Origin of the sequence: Mycolicibacterium hippocampi (assembly GCF_010723735.1) — a bacterium.
Classification (GTDB): domain Bacteria; phylum Actinomycetota; class Actinomycetes; order Mycobacteriales; family Mycobacteriaceae; genus Mycobacterium; species Mycobacterium hippocampi.
Genome location: NZ_BLLB01000002.1, coordinates 3,534,768 through 3,552,422, shown reverse-complemented (window position 1 = coordinate 3,552,422; position 17,655 = coordinate 3,534,768). Strand labels below are relative to the sequence as shown.

General features: G+C 66.7%; 17 protein-coding genes. 8 read left to right on the top strand and 9 right to left on the bottom strand.

Annotated elements, in window-relative coordinates:
* Position 1 precedes the first annotated feature (1 nt).
* Entirely contained in the window at positions 2 to 1,282 is a 1,281-nt protein-coding gene (locus tag G6N53_RS18200) for an acyl-CoA dehydrogenase family protein (RefSeq protein ID WP_163890693.1), read from the top strand.
* A gap of 34 nt (positions 1,283 to 1,316) precedes the next feature.
* The gene (locus tag G6N53_RS18195) at positions 1,317 to 2,099 is read left to right on the top strand and encodes an SDR family NAD(P)-dependent oxidoreductase (protein WP_163890691.1); all 783 of its coding nucleotides are present in this window, start codon (positions 1,317 to 1,319) and stop codon (positions 2,097 to 2,099) included.
* Positions 2,100 to 2,129: 30 nt separating this feature from the next.
* Here the strand turns inward: G6N53_RS18195 and G6N53_RS18190 are convergent, their stop codons facing one another.
* Genes G6N53_RS18190 through infC form a run of 4 tightly spaced genes read right to left on the bottom strand, consistent with a single transcriptional unit; the run spans position 2,130 to position 4,157 of the window.
* Positions 2,130 to 2,876, bottom strand: a complete 747-nt coding sequence (locus tag G6N53_RS18190; RefSeq protein ID WP_163890689.1) for a TrmH family RNA methyltransferase — start codon at positions 2,874 to 2,876, stop codon at positions 2,130 to 2,132.
* A 23-nt stretch (positions 2,877 to 2,899) separates the two neighbouring features.
* Positions 2,900 to 3,298 (bottom strand): 50S ribosomal protein L20, encoded by a 399-nt coding sequence (gene rplT / locus G6N53_RS18185; RefSeq protein ID WP_163890687.1) that lies wholly within the window; start codon positions 3,296 to 3,298, stop codon positions 2,900 to 2,902.
* A 46-nt stretch (positions 3,299 to 3,344) separates the two neighbouring features.
* Positions 3,345 to 3,539, bottom strand: coding sequence for a 50S ribosomal protein L35 (gene rpmI, locus G6N53_RS18180; protein WP_159231399.1), 195 nt, complete (start codon positions 3,537 to 3,539; stop codon positions 3,345 to 3,347).
* Between the two features lie 6 nt (positions 3,540 to 3,545).
* A complete protein-coding gene (infC, locus tag G6N53_RS18175; RefSeq protein WP_163896052.1) occupies positions 3,546 to 4,157 on the bottom strand; it encodes a translation initiation factor IF-3 in 612 nt (203 codons plus the stop codon).
* 228 nt (positions 4,158 to 4,385) lie between these two features.
* Here infC and G6N53_RS18170 point away from each other — a divergent pair, with 228 nt between their 5' ends.
* The 4 genes from G6N53_RS18170 to G6N53_RS18155 all read left to right on the top strand — a co-directional run bounded on the left by G6N53_RS18170 (position 4,386) and on the right by G6N53_RS18155 (position 9,598).
* Positions 4,386 to 4,745 carry a DUF1844 domain-containing protein gene (locus G6N53_RS18170; RefSeq protein WP_163890685.1) on the top strand — a complete coding sequence of 120 codons (360 nt, stop codon included), beginning with the start codon at positions 4,386 to 4,388 and terminating at the stop codon, positions 4,743 to 4,745.
* Between the two features lie 62 nt (positions 4,746 to 4,807).
* Positions 4,808 to 8,140 (top strand): bifunctional lysylphosphatidylglycerol synthetase/lysine--tRNA ligase LysX, encoded by a 3,333-nt coding sequence (lysX, locus tag G6N53_RS18165; RefSeq protein WP_163890683.1) that lies wholly within the window; start codon positions 4,808 to 4,810, stop codon positions 8,138 to 8,140.
* Positions 8,141 to 8,150: 10 nt separating this feature from the next.
* Positions 8,151 to 8,402, top strand: coding sequence for a hypothetical protein (locus tag G6N53_RS18160; protein ID WP_163890681.1), 252 nt, complete (start codon positions 8,151 to 8,153; stop codon positions 8,400 to 8,402).
* Positions 8,403 to 8,431: 29 nt separating this feature from the next.
* A complete protein-coding gene (locus G6N53_RS18155; RefSeq protein ID WP_163890679.1) occupies positions 8,432 to 9,598 on the top strand; it encodes a winged helix DNA-binding domain-containing protein in 1,167 nt (388 codons plus the stop codon).
* Here G6N53_RS18155 and G6N53_RS18150 read toward each other — a convergent pair.
* A complete protein-coding gene (locus G6N53_RS18150) occupies positions 9,575 to 10,081 on the bottom strand; it encodes a GNAT family N-acetyltransferase (protein ID WP_163896050.1) in 507 nt (168 codons plus the stop codon). The genes G6N53_RS18155 and G6N53_RS18150 overlap by 24 nt on opposite strands.
* A 29-nt stretch (positions 10,082 to 10,110) precedes the next feature.
* Positions 10,111 to 13,011: an excinuclease ABC subunit UvrA gene (uvrA, locus tag G6N53_RS18145; protein WP_163890677.1), complete on the bottom strand. Its 2,901-nt coding sequence runs from the start codon at positions 13,009 to 13,011 to the stop codon at positions 10,111 to 10,113.
* Between the two features lie 153 nt (positions 13,012 to 13,164).
* On the opposite strand from uvrA, the gene G6N53_RS18140 reads away from it, so the two are divergent.
* Positions 13,165 to 13,842, top strand: coding sequence for an MBL fold metallo-hydrolase (locus tag G6N53_RS18140; RefSeq protein WP_163890675.1), 678 nt, complete (start codon positions 13,165 to 13,167; stop codon positions 13,840 to 13,842).
* A gap of 46 nt (positions 13,843 to 13,888) precedes the next feature.
* A complete protein-coding gene (locus G6N53_RS18135) occupies positions 13,889 to 14,773 on the top strand; it encodes a fructose bisphosphate aldolase (protein ID WP_163896048.1) in 885 nt (294 codons plus the stop codon).
* Between the two features lie 62 nt (positions 14,774 to 14,835).
* Here the strand turns inward: G6N53_RS18135 and G6N53_RS18130 are convergent, their stop codons facing one another.
* The 3 genes from G6N53_RS18130 to G6N53_RS18120 form a co-directional block, all read right to left on the bottom strand.
* Complete coding sequence (locus G6N53_RS18130; RefSeq protein ID WP_159231417.1) at positions 14,836 to 15,279, bottom strand: universal stress protein; 444 nt, start codon at positions 15,277 to 15,279, stop codon at positions 14,836 to 14,838.
* Positions 15,280 to 15,478: 199 nt separating this feature from the next.
* Positions 15,479 to 16,174 (bottom strand): cutinase family protein, encoded by a 696-nt coding sequence (locus G6N53_RS18125; RefSeq protein WP_163890673.1) that lies wholly within the window; start codon positions 16,172 to 16,174, stop codon positions 15,479 to 15,481.
* A 98-nt stretch (positions 16,175 to 16,272) separates the two neighbouring features.
* A complete protein-coding gene (locus G6N53_RS18120) occupies positions 16,273 to 17,649 on the bottom strand; it encodes an MFS transporter (RefSeq protein WP_163890671.1) in 1,377 nt (458 codons plus the stop codon).
* Positions 17,650 to 17,655 lie beyond the last annotated feature (6 nt).

Here is a 17,655-nt window from a genome sequence, read left to right as displayed (position 1 = left end):
CATGCTCGAATGGTCTGACGTCGACATCGCCGTGCGCGACGCCGTGCGCGAATTCGTCGACAAGGAAATCCGCCCCCACGTCGACGCGCTCGAGAGCGGCGAGATGGAGCCCTACCCCATCATCCGCAAGCTATTCGCGACGTTCGGCATCGCCGACATGGCGCGCGATTCGCTGGACAAGCGCCTTGCCCGGTTGCGGGACGGAGGAGGTGCCGCGACGGACAAGCCCGCCTCCGCAGGCATGTTCGGCGGCGACGGCGGCTCAGCGGGCATGGGCTTCGTGGTGGTCAGTGAGTTGTGCCGGGTGTCGATGGGAGTCGTCACCGGGATGGGCGTCAGCCTGGGCCTCACCGTGCCGACCATCATGGGGCGCGGGACACTGGCCCAGCAGGAGCGCTGGCTCCCCGACCTGGTCACCTACGACAAGGTGGGAGCTTGGGCAATCACTGAACCCGACTCCGGTTCCGACGCGTTCGGCGGCATGAAGTCCTATGTGGTCCGGGACGGAGACGGCTACATCCTCAACGGCCAGAAGACGTTCATCACCAATGGTCCCGATGCCGATGTCGTGGTGGTGTACGCGAAGCTGAATGAAGGCGACGCAGGATCCGGGTCCTCGCGCGAGCGCTCGTCCACCTCAAACCCGCGCAACCGCAAAGTGCTGACGTTTGTCCTCGATCGCGGCATGGACGGCTTCGTGCAATCGAAACCGTTCCGCAAGATGGGCATTCACTCATCGCGCACCGGGGAACTGTTCTTCAACGACGTCCGGCTCGGCCGTGACCGCCTGCTCGGCGAGACCGAAGGCGACGACACCGGCGATTCAGGTCGCGACAGCGCCCGGTCGAACTTCTCCGCCGAGCGCATCGGCGTGGCGGCGATGGCGCTCGGCGTGATCGAGGAGTGTCTGCGGTTGTGCGTCGACTACGCGAAGACCCGAACCCTGTGGGGCAAGGAGATCGGCCAGTTCCAGCTGATCCAACTCAAGCTCGCCACCATGGAGGTCGCACGAATGAACGTGCGCAACATGCTGTTCCGGGTCATCGAGGCCGCACAGACGGGAACCGCCATCTCACTCGCCGAGGCCTCGGCGATCAAGTGGTACTGCTCGCAGGCGGCGACCGACGTCGCAATGGAGGCGGTGCAGGTGTTCGGCGGCAACGGCTACATGACCGAGTACCGAGTCGAACAACTCGCCCGTGACGCCAAGTCGCTGATGATCTACGCAGGCAGCAATGAGGTGCAGATCACGCACGTAGCCAGGGGTCTGCTGAGCGACTAGCCTCGACTCACGCCTACTAGCCCAGGAGCGACCGGTGGACTTCAGCAACAACACCGCACTGATCACCGGCTCCAGCGGCGGGATCGGTGAGGAATTCGCCGTTCAGTTCGCACGCCGCGGCGCGAACCTGATACTGGTCGCGCGGCGGGCAGACAGACTGGCAGGACTGCGCGACGTGCTCGTCGCCGCGCATCCCGGCATCGTCGTCGATGTCATAGCCGCCGACCTGGCGGTCCCGGGGTCAGGGGCCGAACTTCAGAACAGCGTGCGCGAACTCGGCCGGACCGTCGACGTCCTCGTCAACAACGCAGGCGTCGGCCTGCACGGCGATTTCGTCGACCAGGATCCCGAATCCAATGCCGGCCAGATCCAATTGAACTGCGGCACCCTGGTCGACCTGACCGCGCGCTTCCTGCCGCCGATGACACAACGGCGGCACGGAGTGGTGCTCAACGTGGCCTCGACCGCAGGTTTCCAGCCCACCCCCGGGATGGCCGTCTACGGTGCGACGAAGGCTTTTGTGCTCTCCTACACCGAAGCCCTCTGGCAGGAGTCCAAGGGCACTGGGGTCAGGGTGCTCGCGCTCTGCCCGGGAGCGACGGAGACCGAGTTCTTCGCACGCACCGGCGAGGATTTCCTCACCGACGGACGGCAGACCTCCGAGCAGGTCGTCGACACCGCTTTCGCCGCCCTCGACGGCTCCTCCCCGACCGTGGTTTCCGGTTGGCGCAACAGGCTGTTGGCCTCCGGATACCGGGTCACGCCCAGGAAGCTGATGCTCACCGTGTCCGAACGGCTCCTCAAGTCCAACCCGTAGCAGCCGGCTCCGAGCAACGGCTCGGTCCGTCTATCGCCGCCGGGCCGCGCGTGCGCTCTCGTACAAACAGATCGCCGCGGCCGCGGCGACGTTGAGGCTTTCGGCGCTGCCGGACATCGGAATTCGCACTCCGGCCGTCGCCAGGTCGACGATCTGCGGTGATAGCCCGTGGGCCTCTGGGCCGAACAGCCACGCCGTCGGTCCGGACAGGTCGGCGTCGTCGAGGCTGAGCTGACCGTCGAGCGCTGTCGCCAGCACCTGCATCCCGGCATCCTTCAACCGCGTGACCACGCCTGCGGCATCGGGGGCGCTCACCACCGGAATCGAGAAGATGCTGCCGGCCGATGCGCGCAGGCACTTGCCGTTGTAGGGATCGACACTGTCACCGGCGAGCACGACGGCATCGGCGCCCATCGCGTCGGCGACGCGGATCAACGTCCCGGCGTTGCCGGGTTCGGAGATTCCGACCGGCACCGCGACCAGTGTCGGGTCCAACCCGAGCACGTCGTCGAGTCCGGTGTCGGGCATCGAGCACACCGCAACCAGGCCGACCGGAGTCACCGTGTCCGACAGGAGTTTTGCGGCTTTGTCGGTGACCACGTGGACCGGCGCGCCGGCAAGGAGAGCACTGAATCGGGCAGCGGCGCTCTCGGTGGCGAACACCTCTGAAACGACTCCGCGCCGCAACGCGGCCTCGACGAGGTTGGATCCCTCGGCGAGGAAGCGTGCGGCGCGGCGGCGTCCGACGTGACGGTGCAGCTTAGCTGCGGCCGTCACTCGGGCGGAACGCTCGGTGAGGGTCAGGCAGCCTCGCCTGCGTCAGATGACGGCGCATTCACATCGGCGGGCAACGCAGCCTTGGCGACCTCCACCAGGGCGGTGAAAGCGGCCGCGTCGCTGACTGCGAGCTCCGCGAGGTTCTTGCGGTCGACCTCGACTCCGGCGGCCTTGAGCCCCTGGATCAGTCGGTTGTAGGTGATGCCGTTGACGCGAGCAGCCGCATTGATGCGGGTGATCCACAGCTTGCGGAAATCCCCCTTGCGCGCCTTGCGGTCACGGTAGGCATAGGTCAGCGAGTGCAGCTGCTGCTCTTTGGCCTTCCGGTACAGCCGGGACCGCTGGCCGCGGTATCCCTTGGAGGCCTTGAGGATCGTGCGCCGCTTCTTTTGCGCGTTGACTGCGCGCTTCACGCGTGCCATTGGGTCTTCCTATCTCATTCGGGTCGTTCAGGCTTGGCCGAAAATGTCAGCCGTTCAGCAGCTTCGCGATGCGCTTCTTGTCATTGGCGGCCACCTCGGTGCGGCCCTCGAGCCGCCGGGTGCGCTTGCTCGACTTGTGCTCGAGCAGGTGCCTACGGTTGGCCTTCTGGCGCACGATCTTGCCTGTTCCGGTACGGCGGAAACGCTTGGAAGCGCCGCTGTGGGTCTTGGCCTTGGGCATGATTCCTCAGTTCTGCTGGGTGGTGTCTGGGTTGGCGGTGGATTGCGCTTCGCCGGGCCGTCGGGCCGGGCCGTCCGCATCCTGCGCCGCCTTGGCGCGAGTCTTCGCGCCGCGGTGCGGTGCCAGCACCATCGTCATGTTGCGACCGTCCTGCTTGGCGGACGTCTCGACGAAGCCGTAATCGGCGACGTCGGCGCCCAGGCGTTGCAGGAGCCGGTAGCCCAGTTCGGGCCGTGACTGCTCACGTCCGCGGAACATGATCGTCACCTTGACCTTCGAGCCCGCCTCCAGGAAGCGGATCACGTGACCCTTTTTGGTTTCGTAGTCGTGCGGGTCGATCTTGGGACGCAGCTTCTGTTCCTTGACGACGGTCTGCTGCTGGTTCTTGCGAGACTCGCGTGCCTTCTGGGCCGTCTCGTACTTGAACTTGCCGTAGTCCATGATCTTGCAGACTGGCGGCTTGGCGTCCGGTGCTACTTCGACGAGATCGAGATCGGCGTCCGCGGCGACGCGGAGTGCATCTTCGATGCGCACGATGCCTACCTGTTCACCGCCCGGTCCGATCAGGCGAACTTCAGGTACGCGGATGCGCTCGTTGACGCGGGTCTCAGTGCTGATGGGGCCTCCTAGTTGTCCTCAGGAGCCCCCCACGCCGCGACACTCTGCCCCGAAGAACAGATAAGCCCTGCTCATCGCAGGGCCCAGTGCCGACCAGCACAGACGTCGATGACATCTGTGACCGGACCGCTGTACCTTCGAATGCATCGGTGGCCAGCGGTGGGAGTGGGACTCCACTTACTGTCCCTGGCGTCAGCCGGGACGGTCGCGCGTGCAAGTCTAGCAGGCATGACCGATGATCCAACACGCGCTGCAGAGGCCGTCCCGCCGGCACGCGATCTCGCCGATATCCCCGCGGTCGAGGTCGTCACCCGCGCCGCGGTGATGCTGATGAGCGCGGCCGCCGAGAAGCTGGGTCTGTCGGAGGCGGATCCGGACGAGAGCCCCCACCGCGACCTCGACGAAGCCCGCCGGCTGATCACCGCATTGGCCGGGCTGGTCACGGCGTCGGCCGAGTACCTGGGGCCGCACGCCGGACCGGTGCGCGACGGGCTCAAAACACTGCAGTTGGCGTTCCGCGAGGCCAGTGCCGCACCCGAGGAGCCCGGACACGGTCCGGGAGAGAAGTACACCGGCCCGGTCTGGTAACGCCACTCGAGGTGGCCGAACATCCGCACGGGTCGCCTGACGAGCGAATATCCTCGCGCCCTATGACCTCAACGACCCCCACGAGGGTCCGTGCCACGTCCGGGTTCGGCTGGGTACCGGCCGCGGCCGGCTGGATAGTCGGCGTCATCGCCACGCTGTCCCTGCTGGCCAGCATCTCGCCGCTGGTCCGGTCGGTGATCAGGGCGCCGCGGGAGTTCGTCAACGACTACATCTTCAACTTCCCGGACACCAGCTTCGCGTGGGCGTTCGTGCTGGCACTGCTGGCCGCCGCGCTCGCAGCCCGCAAACGCATCGCCTGGTGGATCCTGGTGCTCTACATGGTCGCCGCCATCGTGGTGAACATCGGTGACCTGGTCACCGGTGACGAGTCGGTCCTCGAAGAGCTCGGCGAGATCATCGGCCTCGTCTTCCACGTCGCCGCCATCGCCTTCCTCGTGCTGGCCCGGGGCCAGTTCTGGGCCAGGGTCAGGCGCGGGGCGTTGATCAAGGCGGCCGCAACGCTCTTCGTGGGCATGGGGCTGGGCATCCTGGTCGGCTGGCTTCTGCTGGAACTGTTCCCCGGCACACTCGAACGCGGCTACCGGCTGCTCTACGCCGCCAACCGTGTCGTCGCCTTCGCCGGCCTCGACGCCGCCGCGTTCGACGGGCAGCAGCCGCACGGGTTGGTCAACGCAGCGCTCGGCCTGTTCGGTGCGCTCGCGTTGATGGCGGCGGCGATCGTACTGTTCCAGTCGCAGCGTGCCGACAACGCGCTCACCGGCGAGGACGAGTCGGCCATCCGCGGACTGCTCGAGCTGTACGGCAAGAACGACTCGCTCGGATACTTCGCCACCCGCCGCGACAAGGCGGTGGTGTACGCCCCGAACGGCCGAGCCGCCATCACCTACCGCGTGGAGGTTGGCGTGTGCCTGGCCAGCGGCGATCCCGTCGGCGATCCGAAAGCCTGGCCGCAGGCCATCGAAGCCTGGTTGGCGCTGTGTCAGGCCTACGGATGGGCGCCCGGCGTGATGGGGGCCAGCTCGACGGCGGCGCAGGCTTTCCGAGCTGCAGGCCTCAACGCCCTGCAGCTCGGCGACGAGGCCATCCTGCACCCCGACGACTTCCGGCTGTCCGGACCCGACATGCGGGCGGTGCGCCAAGCGGTGACCCGCGCCCGGCGCGCCGGGGCCGGCGTGCGGATCCGCAGACACCGCGACATCGACGCCGACGAGATGGCTCAGGTGATCACGCGCGCGGATGAATGGCGCGACACCGACGACGAACGCGGCTTCTCGATGGCTCTGGGCCGCCTCGGTGACCCCGCCGACGGGGACTGCCTGCTGGTCGAGGCCGTCCAGAACGATCAGGTGGTCGCGATGCTGTCGCTGGTGCCGTGGGGCAGCAACGGAGCATCCCTGGACCTCATGCGACGTTCACCCCGATCCCCCAACGGCACAATCGAATTGATGGTCAGCGAGCTGTGCATGCAGTCCGAGGACATCGGCGTCACCCGGGTCTCGTTGAACTTCGCAATGTTCCGCTCCGCCTTCGAGCAGGGAGCCCAGCTGGGCGCGGGACCCGTGGCGCGGTTGTGGCGTTGGCTGCTGGTGTTCTTCTCCCGGTGGTGGCAACTGGAGACGCTGTACCGGTCGAACATGAAGTACCGGCCCGAGTGGGTACCGCGGTTCGCCTGTTACGACGACGCCCGGCTGGTGCCCCGCGTCGGTGTGGCCTCGGTGATCGCGGAAGGCTTTCTGACACTGCCCTTTTCGCGACGCCACGAGCAACCCCACACCGGTCACCACATCACGGCCCCCGGGGTGCTGGTGGACACCGGCTTGCTGCACAGCGACGGCACCGCGCCCGATGCCAGCCTGCAGACCGATCTGCCTGCCGACGACGACCGGCCCCGGTTGCCCGAGCAGGTCCGGGTGCGGATGGCCAAATTGCGGTCCCTGGAGGACGCCGGCGTCGACGCCTACCCGGTGGGCCGCCCGCCCAGCCACACCGTCGGGCAGGCGCTGGCCTCCCGGGACGGCGCCGCGGTGACGGTGGCGGGCCGGGTACTGCGGTTGCGCGACTACGGCGGCGTGCTGTTCGCCCAGTTACGGGACTGGTCCGGGGAGACCCAGTTGCTGTTCGACAACTCGACGCTCGCCGAGGGCAGCACCGTCGACGTCACCCGCACGATCGATCTGGGCGACCTCATCGAAGTGTCGGGAACCATGGGACGCAGCCGTTCCGGCACCTGGTCGGTGCTGGTGACCCGGTGGCGCCTCAACGGCAAGTGCCTTCGGCCGCTGCCCGACAAATGGAAGGGGCTGACCGACCAGGAAGCGGGGGTGCGGGCCCGCTATGTCGATCTCGCCGTCAACACCGAGGCCCGCGAGCTCGTCAAGGCGCGCAGCGCGGTCCTGCACGCGATCCGCGAAACCCTTGTCGCCAAAGACTTCCTGGAAGTCGAGACCCCGATTCTGCAGCAGATCCACGGCGGCGCCAATGCAAGGCCGTTCCTCACCCACATCAACGCCTACGACCTCGACCTGTATCTGCGCATCGCCCCCGAGCTGTACCTGAAGCGGTTGTGCGTGGGCGGCGTGGAGCGGGTGTTCGAGCTGGGGCGCGCCTTCCGCAACGAGGGTGTCGACTTCAGCCACAACCCCGAATTCACGCTGCTGGAGGCATACCAGGCACACGCCGACTACACCGTGTGGATCGACGGTTGCCGGGAGCTGATCCAGAACGCCGCCCAGGCCGCCAACGGGGCGCAGGTGTTCCTGCGGCCCCGCCTCAACAACGCAGGCGGGACATCCTTCGAGCAGGTCGACATCTCCGGCCAGTGGGCGGTCAAGACCGTGCACGGCGCGGTGTCGGAGGCGCTGGGTGAGGAGGTAGGGCCGGACACCGATCTCGGCACGCTTCGGCGGATGTGTGACGCCGCCGGGATTCCGTACCTCACGCACTGGGATACCGGCGCAGTGGTGCTCGAGCTCTACGAGCGCCTGGTCGAGGACCGCACCACCGAACCCACGTTCTACAAGGACTTCCCGACGTCGGTGTCCCCGTTGACACGGCCGCACCGCAGCATCGCCGGGGTGGCCGAGCGTTGGGATCTGGTCGCCTGGGGGGTCGAACTCGGCACCGCCTACAGCGAGCTGACCGACCCGGTCGAGCAACGCCGCCGACTGCAGGAGCAGTCACTGCTGGCCTCCGGCGGCGACCCCGAGGCGATGGAACTCGACGAGGACTTCCTGCAGGCCATGGAGTACGCCATGCCGCCAACCGGCGGCCTGGGCATGGGCGTGGACCGCGTCGTCATGCTGATCACCGGCCGAAGCATCCGCGAGACCCTGCCTTTCCCGCTGGCCAAACCGCGTCAGACCGCCTCGGAGTAGGTTGGGGCGCATGCCGGACGAACCCAGCACCGAACCGGTCGACACCGGTTACACCGCCGACGGTGTGCCGACGTTCGAGTCGGTCCGCGAGAAGATCGAGACCCGGTTCTCGACATCCATCGGATCGGCGGAGCTCGCAGCGGAGACCCCGGAGGGCCGCAGTCTCGAGGACCAGTACGACGCGCGCCAGAAGGCCGCCGCAGAGCGACTCGCTCAGATCCGCCAGTCCATGGCCACCGACCGCGACGACGACGCCCACTAGTCAGACCCCGGCGGTAGGTTTCGTCATCGATGAGGACTTTCACCGTCGCCGAACGGCGCGCCCGGCTCGCCAGGCGTCACCAACTGGCCGGCGGTCTGGGCGCGGTCTCCGCAGAGACGCTGACCGGCACGCTGGTGGGGCTGCACGCCACCGACCCGGCGACACCGTATCTGTCACTGTGGGCCAGGGTTCCGGACTGTTCGGTGGACGCCATCCGCGCGGCACTGTACGACGACCGCACGTTGGTCAAGCATCTGGCGATGCGACGCACCCTGTGGGTGGTGTGCCCCCAGGATCTGCCGTCCGTGCAGTCGGCAGCCAGTGACCGGGTGGCGGCCAACGAGCGTCGCCGCCTCGTCGCCGACGTCGAGGGGGCGGCAGTGGCCGCCGACGGGGAGGCCTGGCTGGATGCCGCCTCCGTAGCCGTGCTCGGGCACCTGCGGCGCAACGGTCCCTGCACCGCGAAGCAGCTGCGGGAGGCGCTGCCCGAGCTGACCGGCAGGTATGACCCGGCCCCCGGCAGGACCTGGGGCGGCGAGGGACACCTGGCACCGAGGGTGCTGACGCTGCTCTCGGCTCGCGGCGACATCGTCCGCGGCCCCAACGACGGTGGGTGGACCACGTCGCGACCGCGCTGGGTGGCGGCCGGTGACTGGTTGGCGCCCACGCCAGCCGTCGCACCGGAGACCGCGCGGGCCGAACTGGTCCGACGGTGGTTGTACGCATTCGGACCGGCGACCGTCACCGACGTCAAGTGGTGGTTCGGCAACACCCTCGGCTGGGCACGCCAGGCGCTGCGCGACCTCGATGCCGTCGAGGTCGACATGGACGGCACACCGGGTTTTGTACTGCCCGGAGACGACGAGCCCGAACCCGAGGTGGCGCCGTGGTGTGCGCTGCTGCCCGGCCTCGACGTCACGCCCATGGGCTGGTTCGACCGGGACTGGTACCTAGGACCGCACCGTGGCCGGGTGTTCGACCGCAATGGCAACGCAGGCCCCACCGTGTGGGTCGACGGCCGCGTGGTGGGTGCGTGGCGACAGGACGGCGACGGTCGCGTGGAGCTGGTGCTGCTCGAGGATGTCGGGCGCCGGGCCGCCCGGGAGCTGTCCGCGCGCGCCGACGCGCTCACCGACTGGCTGGACGGGGTGCGGGTCAGGCCCCGGTTCCCATCACCGGCCTGCCGGGCTGTCTAGGCTGCGCTGCAGCAGAAGGGTGTCGAGCCACTTGCCGTGCTTGAACCCGACCGCCGAGAGGCGCCCGGCGTCGGTGAAACCACGCTGACGGTGAAGCGCCAGCGACGCATCCGCATCGTGATCGACGATGACGGCGATGACCTGTCTGATGCCTTCTTGGCGGCACGCGTCGAGCACGGCGTCCAGAAGCGCGCCACCGACTCCCCTGCCGACAGCATGAGGCGCCACATACACCGAGTCCTCGACGGTATGCCGGTAGGCCGGACGCGTCTTCCAGGGTGCGCAGTACGCGTAGCCGGCGACCTCACCGTCGAGAACCGCTGTCAGGTAAGGCAATCCGGCAGAGGCGACCGCGCCGAACCTGCGCAGCAGTTCTTCCCGGTCGGGAGCAACGAGTTCGAACGTCGCGACACCGGAGTCCACGTACTCCGCGTAGATCGCACCGATGGCGTCGATGTCATCGGCCGTGGTCGGCCGAATCATCACCGGCACAGGCACCGTCGCTCGCGATGCTACGCGCTGACCTTGCGCCGGGCCTTACGCGGCTTGGGCCGCGCCACGCCCAACGATTCGGCCAGGAAATGACCGGTGTAGCTGTCGACGTTGGTGGCGACGTCTTCGGGTGTGCCCGTCGCCACCACGGTGCCGCCACCCGATCCACCATCTGGCCCCATGTCGATGATCCAGTCCGAGGTCTTGATGACGTCCAGGTTGTGCTCGATGACGATGACCGTGTTGCCTTTGTCGACAAGGCCGTTGATGACCATCAGCAGCTTGCGGATGTCCTCGAAGTGCAGACCGGTGGTGGGCTCGTCGAGGATGTAGACCGTGCGGCCGGTCGAACGTTTCTGCAACTCCGAGGCCAGCTTGACGCGCTGCGCCTCACCACCCGACAGTGTCGGTGCCGGCTGACCCAGCCGCACGTAGCCCAGGCCGACATCGACCAGCGTCTTGAGGTACCGGTGGATGGAGGTGATCGGGGCGAAGAACTCGGCCGCCTCCTCGATGGACATGTCGAGCACCTCGGCGATCGTCTTGCCCTTGTAGTGCACCTCGAGGGTTTCGCGGTTGTAGCGGGCGCCGTGGCACACCTCGCACGGCACATACACGTCGGGCAGGAAGTTCATCTCGATCTTGATGGTGCCGTCACCCGAGCAGGCTTCGCACCGCCCGCCCTTGACGTTGAAGGAGAACCGCCCGGGCTGATAGCCGCGGACCTTGGCTTCGGTGGTCGCCGCGAACAGGGTGCGGATCTTGTCGAACACCCCGGTGTAGGTGGCCGGGTTGGACCGCGGCGTCCGGCCGATCGGTGACTGGTCCACACGGACCAGCTTGTCGACCTTGTCGAGACCGGTCACCCGGGTGTGCCGGCCCGGCACCTGCCGGGCCCCGTTGAGCTTGTTCGCCAGCACAGAGGCCAGGATGTCGTTGACCAGCGTCGACTTACCCGACCCGGAGACACCGGTCACCGAGGTCAGCACCCCGAGGGGGAAGGACACGTCGATCTGGCGCAGGTTGTGCTCGCGCGCACCGACGACCGTGAGCTGGCGCTTGGTATCGGCGAGCCGGCGCAGGACCGGGACCTCGATCTGCTCCTTACCCGAAAGATAGGCGCCGGTGATCGAATTCGGGTTCTTCAGCAGATCCTCATAGGGACCGCTGTGCACGATCTGGCCGCCGTGTTCCCCGGCTGCCGGACCGATGTCGACAACCCAATCGGCGTGGGCGATGGTGTCGAGATCGTGTTCGACGACGATGAGGGTGTTGCCGAGATCCCGCAACCGCACCAGGGTGTCGATCAGCCGCCGATTGTCTCGCTGGTGCAGGCCGATCGAGGGTTCGTCGAGCACGTAGAGCACCCCGACCAGGCCGGAACCGATCTGGGTGGCCAGCCGGATGCGTTGCGCCTCACCGCCGGACAGCGTCGCCGCCGCGCGCGACAACGACAGATAGTCCAACCCGACGTCGAGCAGGAATCCCAGCCGCGACTGGATCTCTTTGAGCACCTGCCCGGCGATGGCCTGCTCTCTGGTTCCCAGGGTCAGTGCATTGAGGAACTGCGCGCACTCCGCGATCGACAGTTCGGCGACCTCAGCGATCGACTTCGCGCCGAAATCCCCGGCGGTCATCGTCACCGCGAGGATCTCCGGCTTGAGCCTGGTGCCCTCACATTCCGGGCAGGGCACGTCGCGCATGAAGCCCTCGAGGCGCTCTTTCATCTGCTCGGAGTCGGTCTGCTCCATGCGGCGGTGCAGAAACGCCATGACGCCCTCGAAGTCCGCGTAATAGGAGCGGGTCCGGCCGTAGCGGTTCTTGTACCGCACGTGGACCTGCTCGTCACAGCCTTCGAGAATCGCCCGGCGCGCCTTGGCGGGCAGCTTCTTCCACGGGGTGTCGACATCAAATCCGAGTTGGTCGCCCAGGCCGGACAGCATCCGGGTGAAGTACTCGGCGGTCTGCCCCATCGACCAGGGGGCGATGGCACCCTCGGCCAGGGTGAGGTCGGGGTCGGGCACCACGAGGTCCGGATCGACCTCCTTCTTGTTGCCCAGTCCGACGCACTCCGGGCACGCACCGTAGGGCGAGTTGAACGAGAACGACCGGGGCTCCAGATCGTCGACGGCCAGCGGGTGCCCGTTCGGACAGGCAAGTTTTTCCGAGAACCTCTGCTCCCGGTGCGGGTGGTTGTCTTCTCTGTCGACGAACTCCAGCACGAGGATGCCGTCAGCCAGGTTCAGTGCGGTCTCCACCGAGTCGGTGAGACGCTGCTTGGCGCTCGCCTTGACCGTCAACCGGTCGACGACCACCTCGATGTCGTGCTTCTCCTGCTTCTTCAGCTTCGGCGGATCGGACAGCGAGTGCACCACCCCGTCGACCCGCACCCTGCTGTAGCCCTGCGTGTTGAGCTTGTCGAAGAGGTCGACGAACTCTCCCTTACGGGTGCGGACCACCGGGGCCAGCACCTGGAACCGCAGCCCTTCGTCCATCGCGAGGACCTGGTCGACGATCTGCTGGGGCGTCTGGCGGGCGATGCGCTCGCCGCACACCGGGCAGTGTGGGGTGCCCGCGCGGGCGTAGAGCAGACGCAGGTAGTCGTAAACCTCGGTGATGGTGCCCACCGTCGAGCGCGGATTGCGGTTCGTGGATTTCTGGTCGATCGACACCGCGGGCGAAAGGCCCTCGATGAAGTCGACGTCCGGTTTGTCCATCTGCCCGAGGAATTGCCGGGCGTAGGCCGACAGCGACTCGACGTACCGGCGCTGCCCCTCGGCGAAGATAGTGTCGAACGCCAACGACGACTTGCCGGATCCCGACAGTCCGGTGAACACGATTATCGCGTCGCGCGGCAAGTCGAGGTCGACGCCACGCAGATTGTGCTCTCGGGCACCCTTGACGATCAGGCGGTCAGCCAACTCCGTCCTTCCCAACGATCTACTCGCGCATACCCGGTTCCCGGCCTGACACAGCCCGGCAGACGTCGCACGGATTCATGCTATGCGGCCCCTCCGACAAAGCTGGCCAAGCCCCCGTCAGGCGGCAGGAGCCGGGAAGTAACGTGAGTCACCATGACCGTCGTCGACGACAACTACACGGGCCACGTCGAACCTCAGACGGCAGCCCGCCGCACCCTTCCCGGCGCCTTCATCATCAAGGTGTCCGTCGGAACCATGGACAACAACGCCTACCTCATCACCTGTTCCCAGACCGGCGAGACACTACTCATCGATGCCGCCAACGACGCCGCGATCCTGCTGGAACTGATCGAGCGGTACGCGCCCAAGCTGTCGCTGATCGTCACCAGCCATCAGCACCAGGATCATTGGATGGGGCTCGCGGAGGTCGCCGGCGCCACCCACGCCCCGACCGCCGCGCATCCGTTGGACGCCGAACCCCTTCCGGTCACCCCCGACGTGCTGCTCTCGGACGGCGACACCGTCAAGGTCGGCGAACTCACATTCGACGTCATCCACCTGCGCGGGCACACCCCCGGTTCGGTGGCGCTGGCGCTGAGCGGGCCCGCCACCGATCATCGGGTACACCTGTTCACCGGTGACTGCCTGTTTCCCGGCGGCGTCGGCAAGACCTGGAAAGAAGGTGACTTCGAGCAGCTGCTGGACGATGTGTCCAGCAAGGTGTTCGACGTCTTCGATGATCAGACCGTCGTGTACCCAGGGCACGGCGATGACACGACGCTCGGGACCGAACGCCCGCATCTGGGTGAATGGCGCGAGCGTGGTTGGTAGCGGGAGAGACGGACAACCGGAAGACATGGGAGACACGAAAGAGAACATGAACAACGATCAGTTCAGCAAGGTCCAGAGCGGTGGCGGGTTCATCGCGGCGTTGGATCAGAGCGGCGGCAGCACACCCAAGGCGTTGAAGCTCTACGGCATCGCCGAGGACGCGTACTCGAACGACGAGCAGATGTTCGACCTGGTGCATGAGATGCGCACCCGCATCATCACCAGCCCGAGCTTCACCGGCGACCGGGTCCTCGGCGCCATTCTGTTCGAGGACACGATGGACCGCGAGATCGACGGGCGCTCGACCTCGGACTACCTGTGGAACGTCAAGCAGGTCGTGCCGTTCCTGAAGGTCGACAAGGGCCTCGCCGCCGAGGAGGACGGCGCGCAGGTGATGAAACCGATCCCAGGCCTCGACGAGTTGCTGGCCCGCGCTCGCGACAAGGGCGTGTTCGGCACCAAGATGCGGTCTGTGATCAAGCTCCCAGGAGCAGGTCTGGCCGCCGTCGTCGACCAGCAGTTCGAGGTCGGCCGCCAGATCCTGGCAGCCGGGCTGGTACCGATCATCGAGCCCGAGGTGGACATCCACAGCCCGGAGAAGGGCAAGGCCGAGGAACAGCTCAAGGCGGCCCTGCTCAATGGCGTCGACGGCCTCGCCGACGATCAGGTGGTCATGCTCAAGCTGACCCTCCCCGACGTCGACAACCTGTATCGCGAGCTGGTCGACCATCCGAAGGTGCTGCGCGTCGTCGCACTGTCCGGTGGCTACAGCCGCGACGACGCCTGCGACAAGCTTTCCAGGAACCACGGCGTGATCGCGAGCTTCTCCCGCGCCCTCACCGAGGGCCTGACCGCACAGCAGAGCGACGAGGAGTTCAACGCCACGCTCGACGCGGCGATCGCGAGCATCGCGAAGGCATCCAACACCTGACGCGCCGCGAAGCCCCGGGTCGGCTCGACGCCGGCCCGGGGTGTCCGTTCAAAAGGCTCCGGTCAGGAGGTGTGCACGATCAGCACGTCGGTCTTGGACCGCCGTGCGACGTTGGCGGGCACCGAGCCCAGGAGACGACCGGCGATGGTGCTCAGCCCGACGTTGCCCACCACCAGTAGGTCCGCGCCCACCTCTTCGGCGAGGTCCACCAGTGCGTCGACCGGCGCACCGACGACGGCCTTCTCTTCGATGTTCACCGCACCCGCGGCCTTGGCACGGTCCCGCGCCTCACGCAGGATCGCGTAGATCGGGGCATTGCCCGACATCTTGTAGCCCTCGTCCTTGAGCACGTCAGCCGCTCGCTGATCCTCGCTCTGCGGGAAGTAGGCCGTCGCGACGATGACCTTCGCGTTGGCACCGGCGGCGATCTGACCGGCGCGGTCCACGGCACGCAACGACGAATCCGACCCGTCCGTGCCGACCACAACGGTTTGATAGGCGCTCATCGATATCCTCCCAGTGTCAGCTGCAACGCCACAGACCCTAACCCGGCATCAGGCGAACATGGGTGCGAATCACCACACCGGGGCGGTATTCGCCCAGGATCCGGGCACGTCAGCACCGCCAACATCACCTTCAGAGGTGGGACGTGACCGCGAGCACCGCGGCGAGCGCTCAGAGCCGCTTCCCTGAAAACCGCAAGGCTCAGGTCTCATTGTTGAGAATCCTGCCGGCGACGAATTCTGCTGCCTCGCTGACCATTCCATTCCATGGATACGCGAAGTGCGCGAAGAAGTTGATGCCCCGGGAGCAATACGGGTCGCCGGTGGCGCATTGGTCGATGGTCTTGTGCCCGTAGAGCGGGCTGATCTCGGTGAGCGGGCCGAGCGTGGGCACGTCACGGGACGGATTGCCGAACACCGCGATGGCGGCGACGTGATCGACCATGGTGTCGGGAAGCGGCGCAGGTTTGAAGAACCAGATCGTCCGGTCGCCAATGGTGATGAGGTCGATCACGCCCGCACCCTGGGACATCCCGCCGAGCACGATCTTGGTGTTCGGGCAGATCCCTGCCACGTACTGCACGTGCTTGTTGGCGTCCAGCGCACCGGCCGACGTGGACTTCGAGAAGTTCCAGCTGGCGGGGTAGTCGACCGCGTAGGTGGAGACGCGCTTGCCCAGCAGCTTCCATTTCAGCGAGTCGATGAACGCTTTTCCGACAAAGCCGACGCCGGCCCGGTCGCTCGTTCCGCGCGCGAACACCACCTCGACGTCAGGGCATGAATCCGATGCAGCTACGGGAGCGTTGACGGCGGAGAGACTCAGAATGGAGGCGGTTACCACCGCGACACTGAGGAAACGGACTACCCGTGGCGTTCGCACGCGACAACGTTGACACATTCCAGCAAATGTGCACCCGGCGGCAATGCAACGGTGATCCAACAGTTGCCGATCTGTGTCGCAATTTCGAGATAATTGACGCGCTGTGCCGATAATCCCTAGCGCAGCGCATCATCTCGAGGTTCGGTATCCAGCGACGCGTCCTTGCCCTCCCGCATGACCAGGATCGCGATGAGGCTCAACGTCGCCGCGACAAAAAGGTAGAGGCCGACCCAGCCCACGCCGTACTGCGTCGCGAGCCAGGTGGCGATGAACGGTGCCACCGCAGCACCGAGGATGCTCGCGACGTTGTAGGAGATCCCCGACCCCGTGTACCGCACGTTGGTCGGGAACAACTCGGGCAGCACCGCACTCATCGGCCCGAAGGTGAAGCCCATCAACGTCATCCCGATGATCAAGAAGACCAGCATGGTGCCGTACGACGTGTCGCCGGAGCCCAGCAGCGGGGCGAACAGCGCGCCGTAGGCCATGATTCCCGCCGTGACGACCAACAGCAGACGGCGACGGCCCACGCGGTCGGCGAGCCAACCCGACAGCGGCAGCATGCCCGCGAAGAACAGCACGGCGATCAGCTGCAGTTGTAGGAAGTCGACGTAGCCGAATCCGAGTCCGGAGCCCTCCGGCGGTCGTTTCCCGGTGCCGAAGCTCAGCGCCCACGTCGTCACGATGTAGAACATGGTGTACGTCGCCAGCATCACGAAGGTGCCGATGATCAGCTGACGCCAGCTCGAGCGGAAGACTTCGGCCAGCGGGCTTTTGACCTTCTCGCCCCGTTCCACCGCGCGGGTGAACACCGGCGTCTCCATCAGCCGCAGGCGCACGTACAGGCCGATGGCCACCATCACCGCGCTCAACAGGAACGGGATGCGCCAGCCCCAGGTCATGAATGCCCCGTCCAGGTCGGGCTCCGCGGTGCGGTGGCCGAGCCAGAAGATGAGCGCCAGGAACAGACCGTTCGCCAGCAGGAAGCCGAACGGTGCTCCGAGTTGCGGCCACATCGCCGCCCAGCCTCGCTTGCCGGGCCTGGCCGTCTCGGTGGCCAGCAGCGCTGCGCCGCTCCACTCACCGCCGAGCGCAAGTCCCTGGGAGAAACGCAGGACCGCCAGTAGCGCCGGGGCGACGATCCCCACCTGGGCGTAGGTGGGCAGCAGTCCGATCGCGAACGTCGCGATGCCCATCAGCAACAGCGAGCCGACCAGGGTTGCCTTACGTCCCACGCGATCTCCGAAATGCCCGAACACGACCGAGCCCACCGGGCGTGCGACGAACGCGAGCCCGAAGGTGGCCAGTGAGGCCAGCAACGCAGTCGTCGAATCGCTCTTCGGGAAGAACAGGTGCGGAAACACCGACACGGCTGCGGTGGCGTAGATGTAGAAGTCGTAGAACTCGATGGTGGTGCCCACCATCGAGGCGATCACGATTCGTCGCCGGGGTACCCCTGCGACCAGATCGCCGTCCGCGACGTCGCTACTCATCACTGC

Coding starts and splice junctions, on each gene's coding strand:
- G6N53_RS18200 (WP_163890693.1), top strand. CDS start 2: ATGCTCGAATGGTCTGACGTCGACATCGCCGTGCGCGACGCCGTGCGC.
- rplT (WP_163890687.1), bottom strand. CDS start 3,298: ATGGCACGCGTGAAGCGCGCAGTCAACGCGCAAAAGAAGCGGCGCACG.
- rpmI (WP_159231399.1), bottom strand. CDS start 3,539: ATGCCCAAGGCCAAGACCCACAGCGGCGCTTCCAAGCGTTTCCGCCGT.
- G6N53_RS18170 (WP_163890685.1), top strand. CDS start 4,386: ATGACCGATGATCCAACACGCGCTGCAGAGGCCGTCCCGCCGGCACGC.
- lysX (WP_163890683.1), top strand. CDS start 4,808: ATGACCTCAACGACCCCCACGAGGGTCCGTGCCACGTCCGGGTTCGGC.
- G6N53_RS18160 (WP_163890681.1), top strand. CDS start 8,151: ATGCCGGACGAACCCAGCACCGAACCGGTCGACACCGGTTACACCGCC.
- G6N53_RS18155 (WP_163890679.1), top strand. CDS start 8,432: ATGAGGACTTTCACCGTCGCCGAACGGCGCGCCCGGCTCGCCAGGCGT.
- G6N53_RS18150 (WP_163896050.1), bottom strand. CDS start 10,081: ATGATTCGGCCGACCACGGCCGATGACATCGACGCCATCGGTGCGATC.
- G6N53_RS18140 (WP_163890675.1), top strand. CDS start 13,165: ATGACCGTCGTCGACGACAACTACACGGGCCACGTCGAACCTCAGACG.
- G6N53_RS18135 (WP_163896048.1), top strand. CDS start 13,889: ATGAACAACGATCAGTTCAGCAAGGTCCAGAGCGGTGGCGGGTTCATC.
- G6N53_RS18130 (WP_159231417.1), bottom strand. CDS start 15,279: ATGAGCGCCTATCAAACCGTTGTGGTCGGCACGGACGGGTCGGATTCG.
- G6N53_RS18125 (WP_163890673.1), bottom strand. CDS start 16,174: ATGTGTCAACGTTGTCGCGTGCGAACGCCACGGGTAGTCCGTTTCCTC.
- G6N53_RS18120 (WP_163890671.1), bottom strand. CDS start 17,649: ATGAGTAGCGACGTCGCGGACGGCGATCTGGTCGCAGGGGTACCCCGG.